This window comes from Tessaracoccus luoxuelianae (assembly GCF_055326245.1).
In genome coordinates this window covers 146,905-165,000 of sequence record NZ_JBUZNO010000001.1, presented here as the reverse complement: position 1 = coordinate 165,000, position 18,096 = coordinate 146,905, and the positions used below count along the sequence as shown (strand labels likewise).

Annotated in this window: 13 protein-coding genes; 10 read left to right on the top strand and 3 right to left on the bottom strand. The window is 70.3% G+C overall.

The features are described 5' to 3' along the window. The first annotated feature begins 80 nt into the window (after positions 1-80). The 4 genes from leuS to holA all read left to right on the top strand — a co-directional run bounded on the left by leuS (position 81) and on the right by holA (position 6,930). Complete coding sequence (gene leuS, locus ACZK39_RS00735; protein ID WP_370585741.1) at positions 81-2,546, top strand: leucine--tRNA ligase; 2,466 nt, start codon at positions 81-83, stop codon at positions 2,544-2,546. A gap of 60 nt (positions 2,547-2,606) precedes the next feature. After that, entirely contained in the window at positions 2,607-3,383 is a 777-nt protein-coding gene (locus ACZK39_RS00730) for a ComEA family DNA-binding protein (protein ID WP_182782959.1), read from the top strand. A gap of 180 nt (positions 3,384-3,563) precedes the next feature. Beyond that, on the top strand, positions 3,564-5,906 hold the full coding sequence (locus tag ACZK39_RS00725; RefSeq protein WP_182782958.1) for a ComEC/Rec2 family competence protein: 2,343 nt from the start codon (positions 3,564-3,566) through the stop codon (positions 5,904-5,906). 55 nt (positions 5,907-5,961) lie between these two features. Continuing rightward, the gene (gene holA, locus ACZK39_RS00720) at positions 5,962-6,930 is read left to right on the top strand and encodes a DNA polymerase III subunit delta (RefSeq protein ID WP_182782957.1); all 969 of its coding nucleotides are present in this window, start codon (positions 5,962-5,964) and stop codon (positions 6,928-6,930) included. A gap of 69 nt (positions 6,931-6,999) precedes the next feature. Here the strand turns inward: holA and rpsT are convergent, their stop codons facing one another. Then, positions 7,000-7,260: a 30S ribosomal protein S20 gene (rpsT, locus tag ACZK39_RS00715; protein WP_182783118.1), complete on the bottom strand. Its 261-nt coding sequence runs from the start codon at positions 7,258-7,260 to the stop codon at positions 7,000-7,002. A 174-nt stretch (positions 7,261-7,434) separates the two neighbouring features. Here rpsT and lepA point away from each other — a divergent pair, with 174 nt between their 5' ends. After that, positions 7,435-9,264, top strand: coding sequence for a translation elongation factor 4 (lepA, locus tag ACZK39_RS00710; RefSeq protein ID WP_182782956.1), 1,830 nt, complete (start codon positions 7,435-7,437; stop codon positions 9,262-9,264). A gap of 4 nt (positions 9,265-9,268) precedes the next feature. Here lepA and hrpB read toward each other — a convergent pair whose 3' ends face one another. Further along, entirely contained in the window at positions 9,269-11,755 is a 2,487-nt protein-coding gene (gene hrpB, locus ACZK39_RS00705) for an ATP-dependent helicase HrpB (RefSeq protein WP_463612226.1), read from the bottom strand. Between the two features lie 66 nt (positions 11,756-11,821). Beyond that, positions 11,822-14,305 carry a glycoside hydrolase family 31 protein gene (locus tag ACZK39_RS00700; protein WP_463612225.1) on the bottom strand — a complete coding sequence of 828 codons (2,484 nt, stop codon included), beginning with the start codon at positions 14,303-14,305 and terminating at the stop codon, positions 11,822-11,824. A 22-nt stretch (positions 14,306-14,327) separates the two neighbouring features. Here ACZK39_RS00700 and hemW point away from each other — a divergent pair, with 22 nt between their 5' ends. From hemW to ACZK39_RS00675, 5 genes are all read left to right on the top strand, one after another. Beyond that, on the top strand, positions 14,328-15,518 hold the full coding sequence (gene hemW / locus ACZK39_RS00695) for a radical SAM family heme chaperone HemW (protein WP_182782953.1): 1,191 nt from the start codon (positions 14,328-14,330) through the stop codon (positions 15,516-15,518). A 40-nt stretch (positions 15,519-15,558) separates the two neighbouring features. After that, entirely contained in the window at positions 15,559-16,119 is a 561-nt protein-coding gene (locus tag ACZK39_RS00690) for a CDP-alcohol phosphatidyltransferase family protein (protein WP_182782952.1), read from the top strand. Positions 16,120-16,201: 82 nt separating this feature from the next. Continuing rightward, entirely contained in the window at positions 16,202-16,579 is a 378-nt protein-coding gene (locus ACZK39_RS00685; protein ID WP_182782951.1) for a GntR family transcriptional regulator, read from the top strand. Then, positions 16,576-17,277, top strand: a complete 702-nt coding sequence (locus ACZK39_RS00680; RefSeq protein ID WP_463612224.1) for an ABC transporter ATP-binding protein — start codon at positions 16,576-16,578, stop codon at positions 17,275-17,277. The genes ACZK39_RS00685 and ACZK39_RS00680 overlap by 4 nt, the downstream gene beginning before the upstream one ends. Then, positions 17,274-18,086, top strand: a complete 813-nt coding sequence (locus ACZK39_RS00675; protein WP_182782949.1) for a hypothetical protein — start codon at positions 17,274-17,276, stop codon at positions 18,084-18,086. Before ACZK39_RS00680 ends, ACZK39_RS00675 begins: the two co-directional genes overlap by 4 nt. Positions 18,087-18,096: the final 10 nt, after the last annotated feature.

Genomic DNA, 18,096 nt, shown 5'->3' with positions numbered 1-18,096 from the left:
GTGGGTCCGGCTCAGGGCGGACGGGTATATTGAGCCACCGTGCCGCCAGGCGCAGTAGATGCCGATTGCAGGAGATGGTCGTGAGCCAAGAGGTGGGTCAGTACGACAGGGTCCAAGCCCAAGAGAAGTGGCAGGCCTTCTGGGAGGAGAACGGAACCTTCACCCCCCTCGACGACGGCAGCCGAGAGCGCCGCTACGTGCTGGACATGTTTCCTTATCCATCCGGTGACCTGCACATGGGACACGCCGAGGCGTACGCGATGGCAGACGTGCTGGCCCGCTACTGGCGCCTCAAGGGTTTTGACGTCATGCACCCGATCGGCTGGGACTCCTTCGGCCTGCCCGCCGAGAACGCCGCGATCAAAGCTGATGCCCATCCGGCCACCTGGACCTACAACAACATCGAGACCCAGGCCCGCTCCTTCAAACGCTACGGGCTCAGTTTCGACTGGTCCCGCCGGCTGCACACCTCGGACGAGGACTACTACAAGTGGACACAGTGGCTGTTCGCCCGCTTCTACGAGCGGGGACTGGCCTACCGGAAGGACTCGTTCGTCAACTGGTGCCCGACGGACCAGACTGTGCTGGCCAACGAGCAGGTTGTCGACGGCAGGTGCGAGCGCTGCAAGACGGAAGTCACCAAGCGCAAGCTGAACCAGTGGTATTTCAAGACCACGGCCTACGCGCAGCAGTTGCTCGACGATATGGCGCAGCTTGAGGGGGGCTGGCCGGATCACGTCCTGGCTATGCAGCGCAACTGGATCGGACGATCCGAGGGCGCGCACGTCCGGTTCATCGTCGAGGGGCGCGCGGAGCCCATCACGGTTTTCACCACGCGCCCCGACACCCTGTTCGGTGCCACCTTCATGGTGGTGGCGCCCGATGCGCCCCTCGCGGCCGATCTGGTCACCGACACCCAACGGGAGACCTTTGAGGCCTACCTGGAGAAGGTCAAGCGGGAGACCGAGATCGAGCGGCAGTCCACCGAGCGAGCCAAGACGGGTGTCTGGCTGGGGTGCCACGCCGTCAACCCCGTCAACGGCGAGCAGATTCCGATCTGGGCCGCCGACTATGTCCTGGCCGACTACGGCACAGGCGCCATCATGGCCGTGCCGGCGCACGACCAGCGGGACCTGGACTTCGCCCGGCAGTACGGGCTCCCGGTGCGCACCGTCATCGACGTCGACGGCACCGATCCGGCCCTCACCGGGGTCTCCACCAGCGGCGACGGCGCCTACATCAACTCGGGCACGTTGGACGGTCTGACGGACAAGGCCTCCGGCGTGGCGCGGATCATCGCGCAACTGGAGGCCGACGGTCTCGGCACGGGCACGGTGCAGTTCCGGCTCCGTGACTGGCTCCTGTCCCGCCAACGGTTCTGGGGCTGCCCCATCCCCGTGGTGCACTGTCCGTCGTGCGGGGAAGTGCCCGTCCCCGACGACCAGCTGCCGGTCCGCCTGCCGGACCTGCGGGGCGCCGCATTGGCGCCCAAGGGCACCTCCCCGCTGGCCTCGGCCACCGAATGGGTGTCCACGGAGTGCCCCCGCTGCGGCGGACCGGGACAGCGCGACACAGACACGATGGACACCTTCGTCGACTCATCGTGGTACTTCTTCCGCTACTGCTCCCCGGGCTACGACAAGGGCCCCTTCAACCCCGACGACGTTCGCCGCTGGATGCCGGTCGCGCAGTACGTCGGCGGCGTCGAACACGCGATCCTGCACCTGCTCTACATGCGCTTCTTCACCAAGGTGCTGCGCGACATGGGGTTGGTGGACTTCGACGAGCCGATGCTTCGCCTGCTCAATCAGGGCCAGGTCATCAACCAGGGCAAGGCGATGAGCAAGTCGCTGGGCAACGGCGTAGATCTCGGCAAGCAGATCGACGAGTTCGGTGTGGACGCTGTGCGCCTCACCATGGTGTTCGCGGGGCCCCCCGAGGACGACATCGACTGGGCTGACCTGTCTCCGGCCTCGAGCCTGAAGTTCCTGCAGCGTGCGCACCGCATCGCCGCAGACGTCGCCTCGGATCGTCGCGTCGATTTCGCGCTCGGCGACCCCGCGCTGCGCAAGGCGGTCCACAAGGCCATCACCGAGGTGTCGATGCTCCTGGAGTCCGGCCGGTTCAACGTGGCCGTGGCGCGCACCATGGAAGTGGTCAACGCCACCCGTAAAGCGATCGACGGAGCCCCTGGACCCGCAGACCCCGCCGTGCGCGAGGCCGCGGAGTTCGTGGCTCAATCGCTCAGCGTCGTCGCGCCCTACGTGGCGGAGGAAATGTGGGAGCTGCTGGGCCACGCGCCCTCCGTGGCCACCAGCACCTGGCCGACGGCGGACCCGAGCCTCACCGTCGACGACACGGTCACCATGGTGGTGCAGATCCAGGGCAAGATCCGCGCCAAGCTCGAGGTGCCCGCAGATATCACCGAGCAGGACGCGCTCGCGGCGGCGCTGGCGGACCCGGGCGTCCAGAGGTCCCTGGACGGCCGGGAGATCGCCAAGGTGATCCCCAGGCTCCCGAAGATGCTCAGCCTAGTCCCGCGCTGAGTTCTCCACAGGCGTGCACCCGGCCGAGAAACCGGCGGCTCCACGTGCGAACAAGGGGATATGGAGCCCCGAGACGCCGAAGAGTTGGCCAGGGCCCGGCTGGCCTACGTCAGTGCGGGTCGGCCCGCGCTGTGCGGGCCGCGACGCGCGGCAGCAGAGCCCGTTCCAGAGCCCGTCGGCCCGCCCGCCCCACCGCCTCCGACGCCTGCGCCCCGGTCGACCGGGCTGCCGCCCCGACGCACCATCACCCTCAAGCATCTGTGGGTGGTGGCCATCCTGCTGTTGTGCGGAGTGGGAGTCGCCGTCGCGGCCTTGGCTCGGTCATCGGCCACCGAGGTGCCTCTCCCTTCCGTGTCGGTGGTCTCTTCCCCAGCGGCGCCGGTACCGAGCCCCAGCCCCACGCCCATGGTGCGCGTCCACGTGGCCGGGGCGGTGCTTCACCCGGGGGTCATCACGCTTCCTGAGGGCTCGATCGTCCAGGATGCGATCGAGGCGGCCGGCGGGCTCTCACCAGATGCGGATCCGGCGCAGCTGAATCTGGCTGCGCCGGTGAGCGAGGGGATGCAGGTGATCATCGGAACCTCCGGGGATCCCCAGGGCGAGCTCAACGGGGCCTCCGGCGCCATCGCGGGCGGAGGATCCCCAGGGGCTGTCGACCTCAACAGCGCGACGGTGGCCGAACTGGAGACCCTCCCCGGGGTGGGTCCAGTGATGGCGGGCGCCATCGTGGCGTGGAGGGAGGAGAACGGCCGATTCACGGCCGTCGAGGAGTTGCAGGAGGTCAGCGGGATCGGGCCTAAGACCTTCGAGAAGCTGAAACTGCTGGTCCGGGTCTAGCGCGAACGTGGTGCGCGCCAAGCGACAGCTCCCGCGCCCTCCTCTCCCGATGGTTCGCATCCATAGACGACACGTCCAGAAGCGTCCGACCCGTCTCAGGTCGGGGCGCCCCAGCACCGCCGTTATCCACAACTGGTCGGCGCGGAGGGAAATGGCGTCAGGTCCTACCGAGAGTGGGTCATGCAGGTCGGGAATGAGGGTGGGCAGCCACGGGCCGCTGGCCATGACTGGCGGTTGGTTCCGCTGGCGGCGGCGGCCTGGAGTGCCTCCTGGATCGCCACCACCGGCTGGCGTCCGGATCCTGGGCCGCTGCTGGCCATGGTTGTGGGGCTCGGACTGATTGCCCTTGTGGCGGCACGACTGGGCCGGATGTGGACCTGCGTGGTGGTCGTGGTCTTCACCGTCACCGGACTGACCTCCGGGGTGCAGGCTTGGCAGCGACACAGCTCTCCCGTCGCGGCCTTCGCCGAAGCCGGTGCCGTGGGCACGGTGAGAATCCGGATCCTCGCCGAACCCCAGCAGACCGCAGAGGCCGTCGTGGCCAGGGCCCGGCTGGTCTGGGTGGAGGCCCGTGGCCGCCGCGTCGAGGCCGCCGTGCCCGTCGTCGTCCTTGCCTCTGGACGCAACGGCACCGCGTTGGTGGAGTCGGTGCCGGGGGCGGAGTATCTCGCCCGGGTGCGGATGGGCGAGCCTCGCCCGGATGATTCTGCCGTCGCGGTGCTGAGCCTCCGCGAGCTCCTGGACATGGTGCGGGCTCCCCACCTGTTCGATGCGGGGGCCACGGCCATGCGCCACGGACTCCGAGAGGCTGTCGCCCAGTCGCCGCCGCGGCAGGCCGCACTGGTGCCCTCGCTCGTGGTTGGCGACACCTCGGGCGTGGACGACGAGATGCGAGACCAGTTCCAGGTCACGGGCCTGACCCATCTGATGGCGGTGTCCGGAGCCAACCTCACCCTGATGCTGGGGGTCGTGCTCGCCGCCGTCAGAGCGGTCGGGCTTCGTGGCTGGTGGGTGCGCGCGGCCGCGGTGGGAGGGGTGGCGGCGTTCGTGCTCGTGTGCGGGCAGGAGCCATCGGTGCTCCGCGCCACAGCGATGGGCCTGGTGGCATTGGCCGCCGTCGGCGTCGGGACCGGGGGGCGCAGCATGCGCGCCCTGAGCGTGGCAATCCTGGCGCTGACCTGGCTTGACCCGTGGCTGGCCAGATCAGCAGGTTTCGCGCTGTCGGTGACTGCCTGCGCGGGCATTGTGTTGCTGGGGCCGAGCCTGGTCCGGGCACTGACGAGGTGGGCGCCGCGGTGGGCAGCAGAGGCCATCGCAGTGCCGATGGCGGCCCAGCTCGCCACGCAGCCCATTGTCACCGGAATCAGCGATCAGGTCTCCATGGTGGGAGTGATCACCAATGCCCTGGCCGGGCCGTTCGTCGGCCCCACCACCGTGCTTGGGCTGGCGGCGGCCCTCTTGTGCTGGGCTCCCGCACTGGCAGCCGGTCCTGGTTGGCTGGCCGGGTGGTGCGCGCAACCCATCCTGTGGCTCGCAGAGGGCGGTGCCGCGCTTCCTTCCGCCGCCTGGGACTGGGAGGCGTCTGCCGCTGGGATGCTGGTGGTGATGGTGGCCGTGGCTGCGCTGGCGATGCTTCTGCCGAGCCTGCTCCGGACGCCTCTGGGGGCGGCGTCGGTCGTGATGGTGCTGCTCGTCTCCTGCCTGGTGCGGCCCACTCCGCCGGGGTGGCCCGGTGACTGGGGGGTCGTCTTCTGCGACGTGGGGCAGGGTGACGCGACGGTCTTCGCGGCTCAGACCGGCGCCGTCGTCCTCGTCGACGCTGGTCCGGACGCTGGCCCCACCGTGGGCTGCCTGTCCGCTCTCGGGGTAGGGGCAGTGCCGTTGCTGGTCCTCACGCACTGGCATGCGGACCACACGGGTGGAGCGGAGGAGGTGATCCGCCGATACCGGCCAGGACTGATACTCACCCGTGCAGGGCGGCAGCCGGCATGGCTGCTGTCAGCCGCCCGGGAGGCGGGTGCCGAGGTCCGCTCCGCGCGGGCAGGGGAGCAGCTGTCTGTGGGGGACGTGGTGTGGCGCACCGCCTCAGCCTGGGAGCAGGCAGGGGGATTGGAGCCCGAGGCGGAGGGGGAGGGATCACCCGAGAACGACGCCTCCGTGGTGGGGACGGTCGAGGTGCGTGGGCTCCGGGTACTGGTGGCAGGGGACGTTGAACCCGCTGGCCAGTCCGTGGCCTTGCGCAGCGCCGCCGCCCACGGCGTCGGGCTCGAGGTCCACGTGCTGAAGCTTCCCCACCATGGCTCATCCCGTCAGGAGCCGCGGTTCTTCGCCGCGACCGGTGCCGCACTGGCCGTCGCGTCGTCGGGTCTCGACAACGACTACGGCCACCCTGCGCAGAGCACCCTGCGCCTAGCCGCCGAGCATGGGATGGAGGTGGCCCGGACGGACCAGGACGGCTCCGTCGCCGTGGGACTGCAGGGCGCCACTCTTGTGGTGAGGCGGTGGCGTGGCGCCACGACGTGACCCGTGGGGTCGACACCGGAGGCGCATCGTCGTGGACCACTGGCATGCTAGGGCTGTGACTTCTACGGCGTGGGGTACGGCCCTGCTCATCACGGGCCCCGAGGCGCTTCTCGCGCACAGGCTCGTCGCGGAGACCAAGGCCCGCGCGCTTGCCGCGCATCCAGAGGCGGACGTCAACGAGATCTCGGCCGAAGAGCTGGAGGACTCGATGCTGTCCGAGGTGGTCGGCGGCTCGCTGTTCTCCTCCCACATCGTCGCCGTCATTGAGGACGTCGGCGGCTGTCCGCCCTCGGTCGTGGATCAGCTGGTGGCGGTGGCGAGCAATCCGCCCGAGGATTTGTGTCTCATCCTGGTTCACCCAGGGGGCATGAAGGGCAAGGGGCTCATCGACAAGCTCAAGAAGGCCAAGGTCCGCACGGAGACCGTCGCTGCCGTCAAACCATTTGAGCTCCCGAGGTTCGTCGGCGACGAGGCACGTCGACGCGGGGTGAGGATCGGACCGGACGCGGCGGGGGAGCTGGTGGCCGCCGTCGGCCACGACCTGCGCAGCCTCGCCGCAGCCGTGGAGCAGCTCGCCTCGGACGGGGACAGCGGCGAGATCGACGCCGCGTTGGTGAAGCGTTACTTCGCGGGACGGGCGGAGGTCACAAGCTTCGCCGTGGCGGACGCCGTTCTTGCCGGCAACCCGAGCCTCGCTCTGGAGCGCCTGAGGTGGGCGTTGAGCACAGGTGCGGCACCGGTGCTGATCACCAGCGCGCTCGCGGGCGCACTGCGCGGAATGGGCAAGTACCTGGAGGCCCAGGGTCTGCGCATGTCAGAGGGAGACCTGGCCCGTCAGCTGGGCATTCCCCCGTGGAAGCTCAAGGACTACGCGAAGCACTCACGCCTCTGGCAGGCCGGTGGCGTGGCCGATGCCATCCGCCTCGTGGCCCGCGCCGATGGTGAGGTCAAAGGAGCCGCCACCAACGCGGACTTCGCCCTCGAGCGCATGGTGCTGGGAGTGCTGCGACTCCGGCGTCACTGACACAGGGGACGCAAAACAGCGCCTTGACGACCGACGGTCAAGACGCTGAAGCGGGTGACGCGGGGTGCGTCAGAGGGAGGCGACGGCCAACGAGATGGCCGACTTGCGGTTCGCGGCCTGGTTCGAATGGATGACGCCCTTGCTGACTGCGCGATCAAGAGCGCGGTTCGCGACCTTGGCGAGCTCAGCGGCCTTCTCGGCGTCGCCTTCGGTGGCGGCCGTGCGGAAGGCGCGGACGTGCGTGCGCAGGGCCGACTTGACGGCCTTGTTGCGCTGACGCGCGATCTCGTTGGTCTTGTTGCGCTTCTTCTGGGACTTGATGTTCGCCACTGGGCAAGCCTCTTTACGGGTGATAATGGTTTCGGTCATGCGTGGGACACGCGACGGTCAAGGTTACCTGAGGCGCTGGCGGCTAGCAAAATCGCCGCCAGCCAGGTGGGTTTAGCCCCATCGCCGGATCCGTGAGATTATGGCCTGTCCCCATGTTCATCGACGAGGAGATGCATGCCCGCTCCGCGCCCCGGCAAGACCGACCCGGCGATTATCCGCAACTTCTCCATCATCGCGCACATCGACCATGGCAAGTCCACCCTGGCGGATCGCATGCTGCAGTTGACGGGCGTCGTCGAAGGCAGGCAGATGCGTGCGCAGTACCTGGACCGGATGGACATCGAACGCGAACGCGGCATCACCATCAAGTCCCAGGCCGTGCGGATGCCGTGGGTCAGGGACGGCGTCACCCACGTCCTCAACATGATCGACACGCCGGGACACGTCGACTTCACCTACGAGGTCTCCCGGTCCCTCCAGGCCTGTGAGGGCGCCATCCTGCTGGTGGACGCCGCGCAGGGCATCGAAGCCCAGACCCTGGCCAACCTCTACCTGGCGCTCGAGGCGAACCTGCACGTCATTCCCGTTCTCAACAAGATCGATCTGCCGGGCGCCAATCCGGAGAAGTACGCCGCCGAACTCGCCGGGATCATCGGCTGCGATCCCGACGAGGTCCTCCGGGTATCAGGGAAGACGGGCGAGGGCGTGTCGCTGCTCCTGGACGCCGTCGTCGAACAGGTTCCCGCCCCGCAGGGTGATCCGGACGCCCCGGCACGTGCCCTCATCTTCGATTCGGTCTACGACACCTACCGTGGCGTGGTCACCTACGTCCGCGTGATCGACGGCGAACTGAGCCACCGCGAACGCATCCGGATGATGTCCACCCAGGCCACCCACGACCTCCTGGAGGTGGGTGTCATCGCCCCCGACCCGGTCAAAACCGATGCCATCGGCGTGGGGGAGGTCGGCTACCTCATCACAGGCGTCAAGGATGTGCGCCAATCCCGCGTGGGTGACACCGTCACCCTCGACACCCGTCCCGCCTCCTCGGCTCTCGCGGGCTACCGCCACCCCAACCCCATGGTGTACGCAGGGCTGTATCCGATCGACGGCGACGACTTCAACGTCCTGCGCGAGGCACTGGAGAAGCTCCAGCTCAACGACGCCGCGCTCACCTACGAGCCCGAAAGCTCCAGCGCCCTCGGATTCGGGTTCCGCATCGGGTTCCTCGGCCTCCTCCACATGGAGATCGTCCGCGAACGCCTAGAGCGCGAGTTCAACCTCGACCTGATCTCGACGGCCCCCAACGTGGTCTACCGGGTGGTGATGGAGGACGGCTCCGAGCACACCGTGACCAACCCGTCCGAGTATCCGGAAGGGAAGATCGCGGAGGTGTACGAGCCGGTGGTGCGCAGCACCATCCTGGCGCCCGCGGAGTACATCGGCACCATCCTCGAGCTGTGCCAGACCCGCCGCGGTATCCAGCGTGGTCTGGACTACCTCAGCGAAGACCGGGTCGAGATCCGCTACACGCTGCCACTGGGCGAGATCATCTTCGACTTCTTCGACGCGCTGAAGTCGCGCACGAAGGGCTACGCGTCGCTGGACTACGAGCCCGACGGCGAGGAGACCTCGGATCTCGTCAAGGTCGACATCCTCCTGCACGGCGACCCGGTCGATGCCTTCTCCGCGATCGTGCACAAGGACAAGGCGTACTCCTACGGGCTGCTGATGGCCTCGAAGCTGAAGGAGCTCATCCCGCGCCAGCAGTTCGAGGTGCCCATCCAGGCCGCGATCGGTTCCCGGGTGATCGCGCGGGAGACCATCCGCGCCATCCGCAAGGACGTGCTCGCCAAGTGTTACGGCGGCGACATCTCCCGCAAGCGCAAGCTGCTGGAGAAGCAGAAGGAGGGCAAGAAGCGGATGAAGATGGTCGGCCGTGTCGAGGTGCCGCAGGAGGCGTTCGTCGCCGCGTTGTCGACCACCGAGGCGCCGAAGAAGTAGTTCCCTACCGCTCCATCCGTCGCTTCGTGCGAGCGGTGGCCTGAGCCGTCCACGGGTCCTCCGGCCACGGGTGCTTGGGGTAGCGGCCCCGCATCTCCGAGCGGACCCCGGCATAGGGGCCGGACCAGAAGGACGCGAGGTCGTCGGTGACGGCCAGCGGCCGCCCGGCGGGGGAGAGCAGGTGGAACTGCACCGGCACCCGGCCGTCGGCCACAGTGGGGGAGCGGTCCAGCCCGAAGCACTCCTGCAGTTTCACCGCGCAGACCACCCGGCCGTCGTGGTCGTGCGCGGGGTAGGCGAGCCTGACGTGTGATCCGCTGGGCACCGCGAGGCGCTCGGGCGCGAGCTCGTCGAGCTTGGTCGCCACCTGCCAGGGCACCAGCCGCCTGAGCGGTGCGGTGAGCGAGATACCGCCGAGGTTCCCGGTCTGAGCGGCCCTCGCCAACTCGGGCGCGAGCCACTCATCCAGCCGGGCGAGCAGCGCCTCGTCTGAGACGTCCGGCCATGGTTCACCGACGTGGCGGTGGAGGAACGCGAGCCGACGGCGGAGCGCATCGGCCGAGTCCGACCAGCCGATCACGCCCAGGCCCTCGGAGCGGACGACGCCCTCGACGGCGGCGGCGCCGAGTTCCGAGGCGGGCACGGGGGTGGACGTCAGCTCGATGGCCCCCAGCGCGGTCACCCGGCGCGCCCGCAGCCTGCTGCCGGAGAGCTGACCGCGCACCTCGTTGACCAGCAGCGGCGCGGCGAACCGCTTGGCAGTCGCCTCGTCGATGGGGGCCGCGGAGCGGATCATGGCCCCGGTGCCCCCGGCGGCCGTCCCTACCGCGCGGGTGACCTCGGCGACCGCGAGCCACTCGTGGCCGGCCAACGCGGGCGGTGCTCCGGCGCGGGTGCCCGAGGCCAGCAGGTAGACCTCGCCGGTGCTCCTGGCCACGCGTTCGGGGTAGGCGAGGGCCACGACGGCTCCGGGCGGCGCGCCTACGCCGGCCTCATCGGGCGCGAGCCGCTCCAGCCGGGCCGCCTCCGCGCGCCAGCGCTTCGTCTGCGGATGGGTGCCGGCTCGCAGTGCCCGCAGCTCGCCGGCCAGGTCGCCGTCGACGTCCAGCTCGATGGCGGCCACCATCCCGGCCGCCACCGCGCTGCCGACGGCCGGGGCCCCGTCGAGCAGGGCCCTGGCCCACCGAGGTGAGGCGGGGACCTCGGCCAGGCGGCGGCCGTGGGCGGTGATGCGTCCGTCGTCGTCGACGGCCTCCAACCAGCGCAGCACGGCCTCGTCGTCGCGGACCGACCCAGGCGGCAGCGGGCTGGGGAGGGCCAGGCCCTCGCCTCGGGGGGCTCCCCACGCGGCCAGGGAGAGGAGTGCGCCGGTGAGGTCGCCGGTCTGCGACTCGGGCGTCACCTGTGCACGGAGCGCGCTGTAGGTACGTTCGTCGTAGCAGCGCCAGACCACCCCCGGGCCCTGACGCGCGGCGCGGCCGGCGCGCTGGTCCACCGACGATCGGGAGGCGCGCACGGTGACCAACCCGGACATGCCACGCCCGGAGTCGCGGCGCGGCTCGCGGGAGAGCCCGGCGTCCACCACCGCGCGGACGCCGCCCACCGTCAGCGAGGACTCGGCGAGGTTGGTGGCCACCACGATCCTCGGGCGGTCTCCGGGCGAGCGGCCTGCGACGGCGCGGTCCTGCTCCCTGGGGGTCAACTGCCCGTGGAGCTCGAGCACCTCGGCGTCGGAGCGGAGGGCGGCGGCCACGTGGCGCACCTCGCGGACCCCGGGCAGGAAGACCAGGACGTCGCCGTCACCCGGCCGCTCCCGGAAGGCCGCGTCGGTGGTGGCGGCCACGTGCTCGAGGAAGGAGCGAGTGACGCCGCGCGCGTCGAGGGGGGACGGGCCCGGCGCCCAGCGGGACTCGAGCGGGTGGAGCACGGCCGGCACGCCCACGATGGGCGCGGGCTCGCCGCCGCCCAGCAGGGCCGCGAACCCGGCGGCGTCGACGGTGGCCGACATCGCCACCACGGCCAGGTCTGGCCTGATCTCGCGCACCTCGGCGATGAGGCCGACGAGCAGGTCGGTGTCGAGGCCGCGTTCGTGCACCTCGTCGAGGATGACGGCGCCCACGCCCTCCAGGGAGGGGTCGCGCAGGAGTCTGTGGAGCAGCACGCCTGGGGTCACCATCTCGATCCGGGTGCCCGGGCCGACGGCGCGCTCCCCGCGGACCGTGAAGCCGATCAGCTCCGCGAGGGTGGTGCCGGTGAGGGAGGCCAGGCGGCGGGCGGCGGCGCGGGCCGCCACGCGGCGAGGCTGGGTGACCACGACCCGCCCGTCGACCAGCCCCGCGACGATGGGCGGCCCCAGCGTGGTCTTGCCGGTGCCTGGTGGCGCCTCGACCACCGCGACGCCCCGTGTGCGGACGGCGTCAGCCAGGGCGTCGGCGGCCGCCGCGAACGGCAGGCCCGCGCCGTCGGCTGCGAGCTGGGCGAGGGTGGGCATCGCCCCATTGTGCCGTGCCGGGCGCAGCCCCGGGGGGACACTGAGGGCGGGGTGGATGCGCCGGGATCAGTCGCGGCTGGCCAGGAGGAGCTCGGTGAGGGCGCCGATCACGGGGGCCGAGGCGCGGGCGTGGGGCTCCTCGAGGCCGGAGGGGGAGTTCACGCGGAGCGCCGGAAGCTCAGACAGCGTGGCGATGCCGCCCTCCCGCACCCGCGAGGCGATGGCCTCCTTGAGGGAGAAGCCGATCTGCGACTGCTGGAGGAACGACTCCACGCGCTCCAGCACCGGGTTGGAGCCCAGGCCGCGCAGGCCCTCGGCGCGCACGGCGAAGCCCGCCTCCCGCGGCACGCCCGCGACGCGCAGGAGCTGGCGCGCGCCGTCGAGCCGTGCGGCTTCGGTCACCTGGCCGGCGCCGTCGAGATGTGGCTCGTGCACGTCGTCGAAGCCGAGCAGGATCAACGTCCAGTCGCGGGTGGCGGGGAGCGCGTCGACGGCGCCTTCGGCCGGCTCGACGCGCAGCTCGCCATCCCCGATGGAGATCCGCGTCGTCGCCAGGGCGCCGGCGCCGTCGTCCTCGATCAACTCGAAGCTGCCGTCCGCGCCGGCCGCCACGACGACGGTGAGCGCCTCCGGGTTGGCCTCGGCGGGTTGCAGGTCGTCGGTGGCCATCGGCACGATGCCCCCTGCGCGGAGGAGCGCCGGGATGCCGGTGGCGTCGCGGTGGAGCTGGATCCGGCGGTCGCCGTCGTAGCGGTAGCCCGTCTGCAGGTCGAGCCACAGGCCCGGGGGCAGCCACGCGGCGGCAGCCCCCATCCGCGTCTCGCGATCAGCGGGCTCGGTGATCGGGGCCACCAGGAGCTCGGTGCCGACATAGAAGACGTTGGGGAACTGGCGCGCCTCGATCTGCCCGTGCACGTGGTACAGCGGGCGCACGAGCGAGGCCCCGGCCTGGCTCTGGGTGCGGTTCATGGTGTGCAGGTAGGGCACCAGGCGGTTGCGCAGCCGGAGTGCCTCGGCGATGGCGGTCCGGTGCGGCTCCGCGTAGAGCCACGGCTCCTTGCCCGCGTAGGGCGAGTTGGAGGAGTGGAGGCGGAGGATGGGGGAGAAGGTGCCCAGTTGGGTCCACCGCGCCATCAGCTCGTCGTCGCGGTAGCCGAACATGTGGCCGCCCACGTCGTGGCTCCACCATCCGTAGCCGATGTTGGCGGCGGTGGCGGTGAAGTAGGGCTGGAACTGCAGCGACTCCCACGTGATGTGCGTGTCGCCGGAGAACCCCACCGGGTAGCGGTGCGAGCCGGGCCCGGCGTAGCGGGAGAAGGTGAGCGGGGTGCGGCCGCCGCGGGCGTTGTCGAGGAAGTGGGTGTGGTTGAGCACCCACAGCGGGTCGATGCCCGGCACCCGTGAGTGGGGGCCCGACTGCCAGTCGAGCCACCAGAAGTCGACGCCCTCGTCCTCCAGGGGGTGGTGGACGAGCGAGAAGTACTTCTCCATGAACGTGCGGTCTGCGGCGTCGAAGCGCACCGAGAGCTCGGTGGACGGGTCGATGCCCATCGCCTCGGCCATGGCCGGGTAGGCGTCCTCGTGCGGCTGGATGCCGTCGGCGGGGTGCACGTTGAGGGTGGTGCGCATGCCGCGGCGGTGGAGCTCTGCGAGGAAGGACTCGGGGTCGGGGAACAGCTCGCGGTTCCAGGTGTACCCGGTCCAGCCGGCGCCGAAGCGTGGGTCGACGTCGGTCAGGTGCCAGTCCATGTCCAAGACGGCGACGCTGAACGGGATCCGTTCGGCCTCGAACCGGTCCATCAGCTCGAGGTAGGAGTCGGCGGTGTAGCGGTGGTAGCGGCTCCACCAGTTGCCGAGCGCCCAGCGCGGCAGCACCGGCTGGGTGCCGGAGAGGCGGTGGAAGTCGGCGAGGGCGGCGGCGAAGTCGTGCCCGAACGCGAAGACGTAGAGGTCCTCATACTCCGCCCGGCCGCGCCGCTCGCGGGCCTCGACCCAGCCGTCGGCGGTGAAGAGCATCGACTCGGAGTCGTCCACGACGGCGAACCCGCGCTCCGACAGCACGCCCGGCTCGAGCGGCACGGGCCCGTTGGCCTCGTCCAACGTGCGGGCGGTGCCGCCGAGGTTGCCGCGCGCGGGCACGCGCTGCTGGAAGTCGGGTTGCTGGTGCCACGCGGGCAGCGTCGACTGGTCGCCGTAGCGCCAGACCGACTGGTGGGCGGTCACCTTGCCGCGCACCTGCACCTGCAGCCCGGCGGCGGTGGGTGCCTGTTCGTCGTAGCTGAGGTCGAAACGAGACGTCTGGATGCGCAGGCCCCGCTCTGTGCGCACCACCTCGAACTCTGGCGTGGGCTGATCGCGGAAGATCGCCAGCGTGGTCGGGCGGTCCTCGAACTCGCCGGAGGTCGACCACTCGAATCGGAGCAGCCCGTCGGTGAGCACCGTGATCCGATAGCGGTCACCGGTGATCGTCGAGCCCTCACGGGGCGTCGAATGCGCCCCGCGGTAGTCGTCCGGGGTGGCCTGGCGAAGCGTTGGATCCGTCGAAGTCATGGGGCCCATTATGGTTGCCGGTATGGCACAGCTCCCAGACGGCGACCCGGCCCCGGTCGACGGTTCCCTCCCCGAGGCCGCGCTGGCAGGCGATGTGCCCTTCTCGCTGTACGTGCACGTGCCGTTCTGCCGCACCCGCTGCGGATACTGTGATTTCAACACCTACACCCCGAGCGAGCTGGGCGACCTGTCGCCGGACACCTACCTGGGGGCCGCCGTCGCCGAGCTCGATCTCGCCGCCCGCGTGCTCGGGCCGCGCCGGGTGGAGACGGTGTTCTTCGGCGGCGGCACCCCGACGATGCTGCCCGCCGAGCAGTTGATCGGGCTGCTCCGGGCGATCGGGGAGCGCTTCGAGCTCGCGCCCGACGCCGAGGTGACCACGGAGGGCAACCCCGACACGTTGACCCCGGAGTACCTGGCGGCGCTCCGCGGGGGCGGGTTCACGCGGCTCTCGCTGGGCCTGCAGTCGGTGGTGCCGCACGTGCTGCGGGTGCTGGAGCGCGTGCACACCCCCCGCCGCGGACTCGACGCTGCGCGCTGGGCGAGCGAGGAGGGCTTCGAGCACGTCTCGCTCGACCTCATCTACGGCACCCCCGGCGAGTCGATGGACGACTGGCGGGCGAGCCTCGACGCGGTGACGTCCACCCCCGTCGACCACGTCAGCGCCTACTCGCTCATCGTCGAGGAGGGCACCCGATTGGGGATGCAGGTCAAGCGCGGGCAGGTGGCGATGCCCGATGACGACGACCTGGCCGACAAGTACCTGGTGGCCGACGAGACCCTGGGTGCGCTCGGCTTCGCGAACTACGAGGTGAGCAATTGGGCCAGGGCGGGCGGTGAGTGCCGGCACAATCTGGCCTACTGGCGGGGCGCGGACTGGTGGGGCATCGGGCCCGGCGCGCACTCCCACATCGGCGGGGTGCGGTTCTGGAACCGGAAGCATCCGCGCAGCTATGCCGCCTCGCTGGCGGCGGGGGAATCTCCGGCCCTGGCGCGCGAGGTCCTGAGCGACGACGACCGGCGGATCGAGCGAGTCCTCCTGGAGCTCCGCCTGGCCGACGGCCTGCCGCTCGGGGTGCTGACGCCGTCGGAGTTGGCGAGGGTCGACGGCGTGGTGGCGCAGGGGCTGGCCACCCGCGACGGCCTGCGGCTGCGTCTGACCCGACCCGGCCGCCTGCTGGCCGACGGCGTGATCCTCGGCCTGCTCGACTGAGGTTGGCTCACACCGGCTTCCGCAACGCTACGCTCGGGCGATGAGCACGCCGACGCCCGTGGCTGAGCGGGCGGGGCTGCGCCTGACACCGGCCGACAAGGTCACGCTGACGCGTGCCGCCCTCGGCGTCGGCTGCGCCGTCCTGGTGGTGCTCACCCACCTCGGCCTGCTCCCGGACCGTGGCTGGGCGCTGTTCCTGCTTGCCCTACCCACCGTCGTGCTCGACGCCGTGGACGGACCAGTCGCCCGCCGGACCGGCACTGTCACCGCGCGCGGCTCTCGGTGGGACACGGAGGCGGACTCGGCCGTGCTGCTGGTCCTCAGCATCGCGGTGTTCCCCTGGGCGCCCTGGGCCCTGGGCATCGGATTGGCCCGCTACCTGTTCTGGCTCGGCGGGCTCATCCGTCCGGCCTGGCTCCTGCCGCTGCCCTTCCGTCAGTCGCGACGGATCATCGCCGCGCTTCAGGCCGTGGCGCTGGTGACGGCTCTGGCGCCGTTCCTACCGCTCTGGGTGGGACAAGCCGTGATCGCGGTGGCGCTTGCCCTGCTCGTCTTCTCCTTCGGCCGCGACATCGCCTTCCACGAGCGACGCGGCCACTGATCCGCCACCGTGCACTTCTCCCAGGCCCCTCCTTGTGTTAGTGTATTAAGCAACTAATACAACGACACATGAGGAGGTGGACATGGACTTCGACACCAGCAGCCCGATCTGGATCCAGCTGCAGGCCGAGTTCACCCGCCGCATCGTCGTCGGCGAGTGGAGGGCGGGGCAGCGCATCCCCGGCGTCCGGGACCTGGCGGGCGAGCTCAAGGTCAACCCCAACACCGTCCAACGGGCCCTGGCCGAACTCGACCGCCTCGGCCTCAGCCACCCGGAGCGAACCGCCGGCCGGTTCGTCACCGACGACGCGGGGTTGATCACCGAGGCGCGGCTGGCCCTGGCCGCCGACGCCGCCACCGACTACGCAAGGCGGGCGCAGGGTCTGGGCATGAGCCTCGACGACGCCCGCACTCTCCTCGGCCGACGCTGGTCGGCCAGCCAGGAAGGAACCCAATCATGACCGCACCGGCGATCCACATCGCCCACCTGACCAAGAAGTTCGGGCCGATGCCCGCGCTCAACGACCTGTCGCTCACGCTCGGCGGCGGCCAGATCGTCGGCCTGCTCGGCGAGAACGGAAGCGGGAAGACCACGCTGCTGAAGATCCTCGCCGGCGCCCTCACCCAGTATGAAGGCGAGGTGCTCGTGCACGGCAGGCCCATCGGCCCCGAGACGAAGTCGATGCTCAGCTTCCTGCCCGACTCGAGCTTCCTCGCCGACGGCGACACCATCGAGGCCTGCATCGGCATCTTCGGCGACTTCTTCGCCGACTTCAACGCGGCCAAGTGCCGAAGCCTGCTGGAGTTCTTCCGCCTCGACCCCGCCCGCAAGCTGAACACCCTCTCCAAGGGCATGCGCGAGAAGGTGCAGATCGCCCTGGCCATGTCGCGCGACGCGAAGGTGTTCCTGCTCGACGAGCCCATCTCCGGCGTCGACCCCGCCGCCCGCGACGTGCTGCTCGAGGCCATCGTGCGCGACCTCCCCGAGGACGCGCTGGTGGTCATCTCCACCCACCTCATCCACGACCTCGAGCCCGTCCTCGACGCCGTCGCGCTCATGCGCCACGGCAAGATCCTGCTCACGGGAGACGTCGACGACCTCAGGGCCGAGCGCAACCAGTCCATCGACCAGCTGTTCCGGGAGGTCTACCGCTCATGATCGCCACACTCTTCAAGCACGAGGCCCGCCGCACGCTGCGCTGGTTCTGCCTCATCGTCCTGGCCGGCCTGGCCATCACGGGCCTCTCCACGCTGCTGGCCGTCGTCCTCCCCGCCCCGCTCAACATCCTCTTCGCCGTGCTCAGCGCCGTCGGCGCGGTGGCCGTGCCTGCCCTGGTGCCGATCTCGCTCGGGATCGAGTTCTACCGCTCCTCCTACTCGAAGACCGGCTACCTCACGCGCGCACTCCCGGTGAAGGGCACCACGATCTACTGGGTCAAGCTGGCCCACGCCTACGCGCTGAGCCTGCTCTCCGTCCTGGTGGGTCTGGGCCTCCTGTACATCTGCGCCATCAGCTTTGCGGTGACCGGAGGCAGCACGGTGGCCGATCTCAACCGCTCCCTCGCCAGGGGGTGGGACGTCATCACCGGCACCCCCGGGTGGGCCGTCGTCCTAGTCGTCGCTCTGCTGATGCTGCTCCCGCTGCAGTGGTTGGCGTCGTACTTCTTCGCCGCCTCGGTGGGCAGCGAGTCGTGGAGCAACAAGCTGGGGCTCGGCGGCCCGGTGCTGGTGTGGTTCCTCTTCTACGTCGCCTGCCAGCTGGCGGGCCTGCTCGGCGCGTTCATCCCGCTGCAGGTGACCTACCTCGACGGTGCCCTGCGCGTCCGGACCGACGTGCTGCCGGACATCCTCACCATGGACTCGAATAACATCGTGCCGGTCGGGGTGTTCCTCGGCATCTTCGCGGTGGCGTTCGCGGCCATCGTGTGGGGGTCGGTGTCGTTCGCCAAGAAGGCGGAGTTGCGCTGATAGCCTCGCG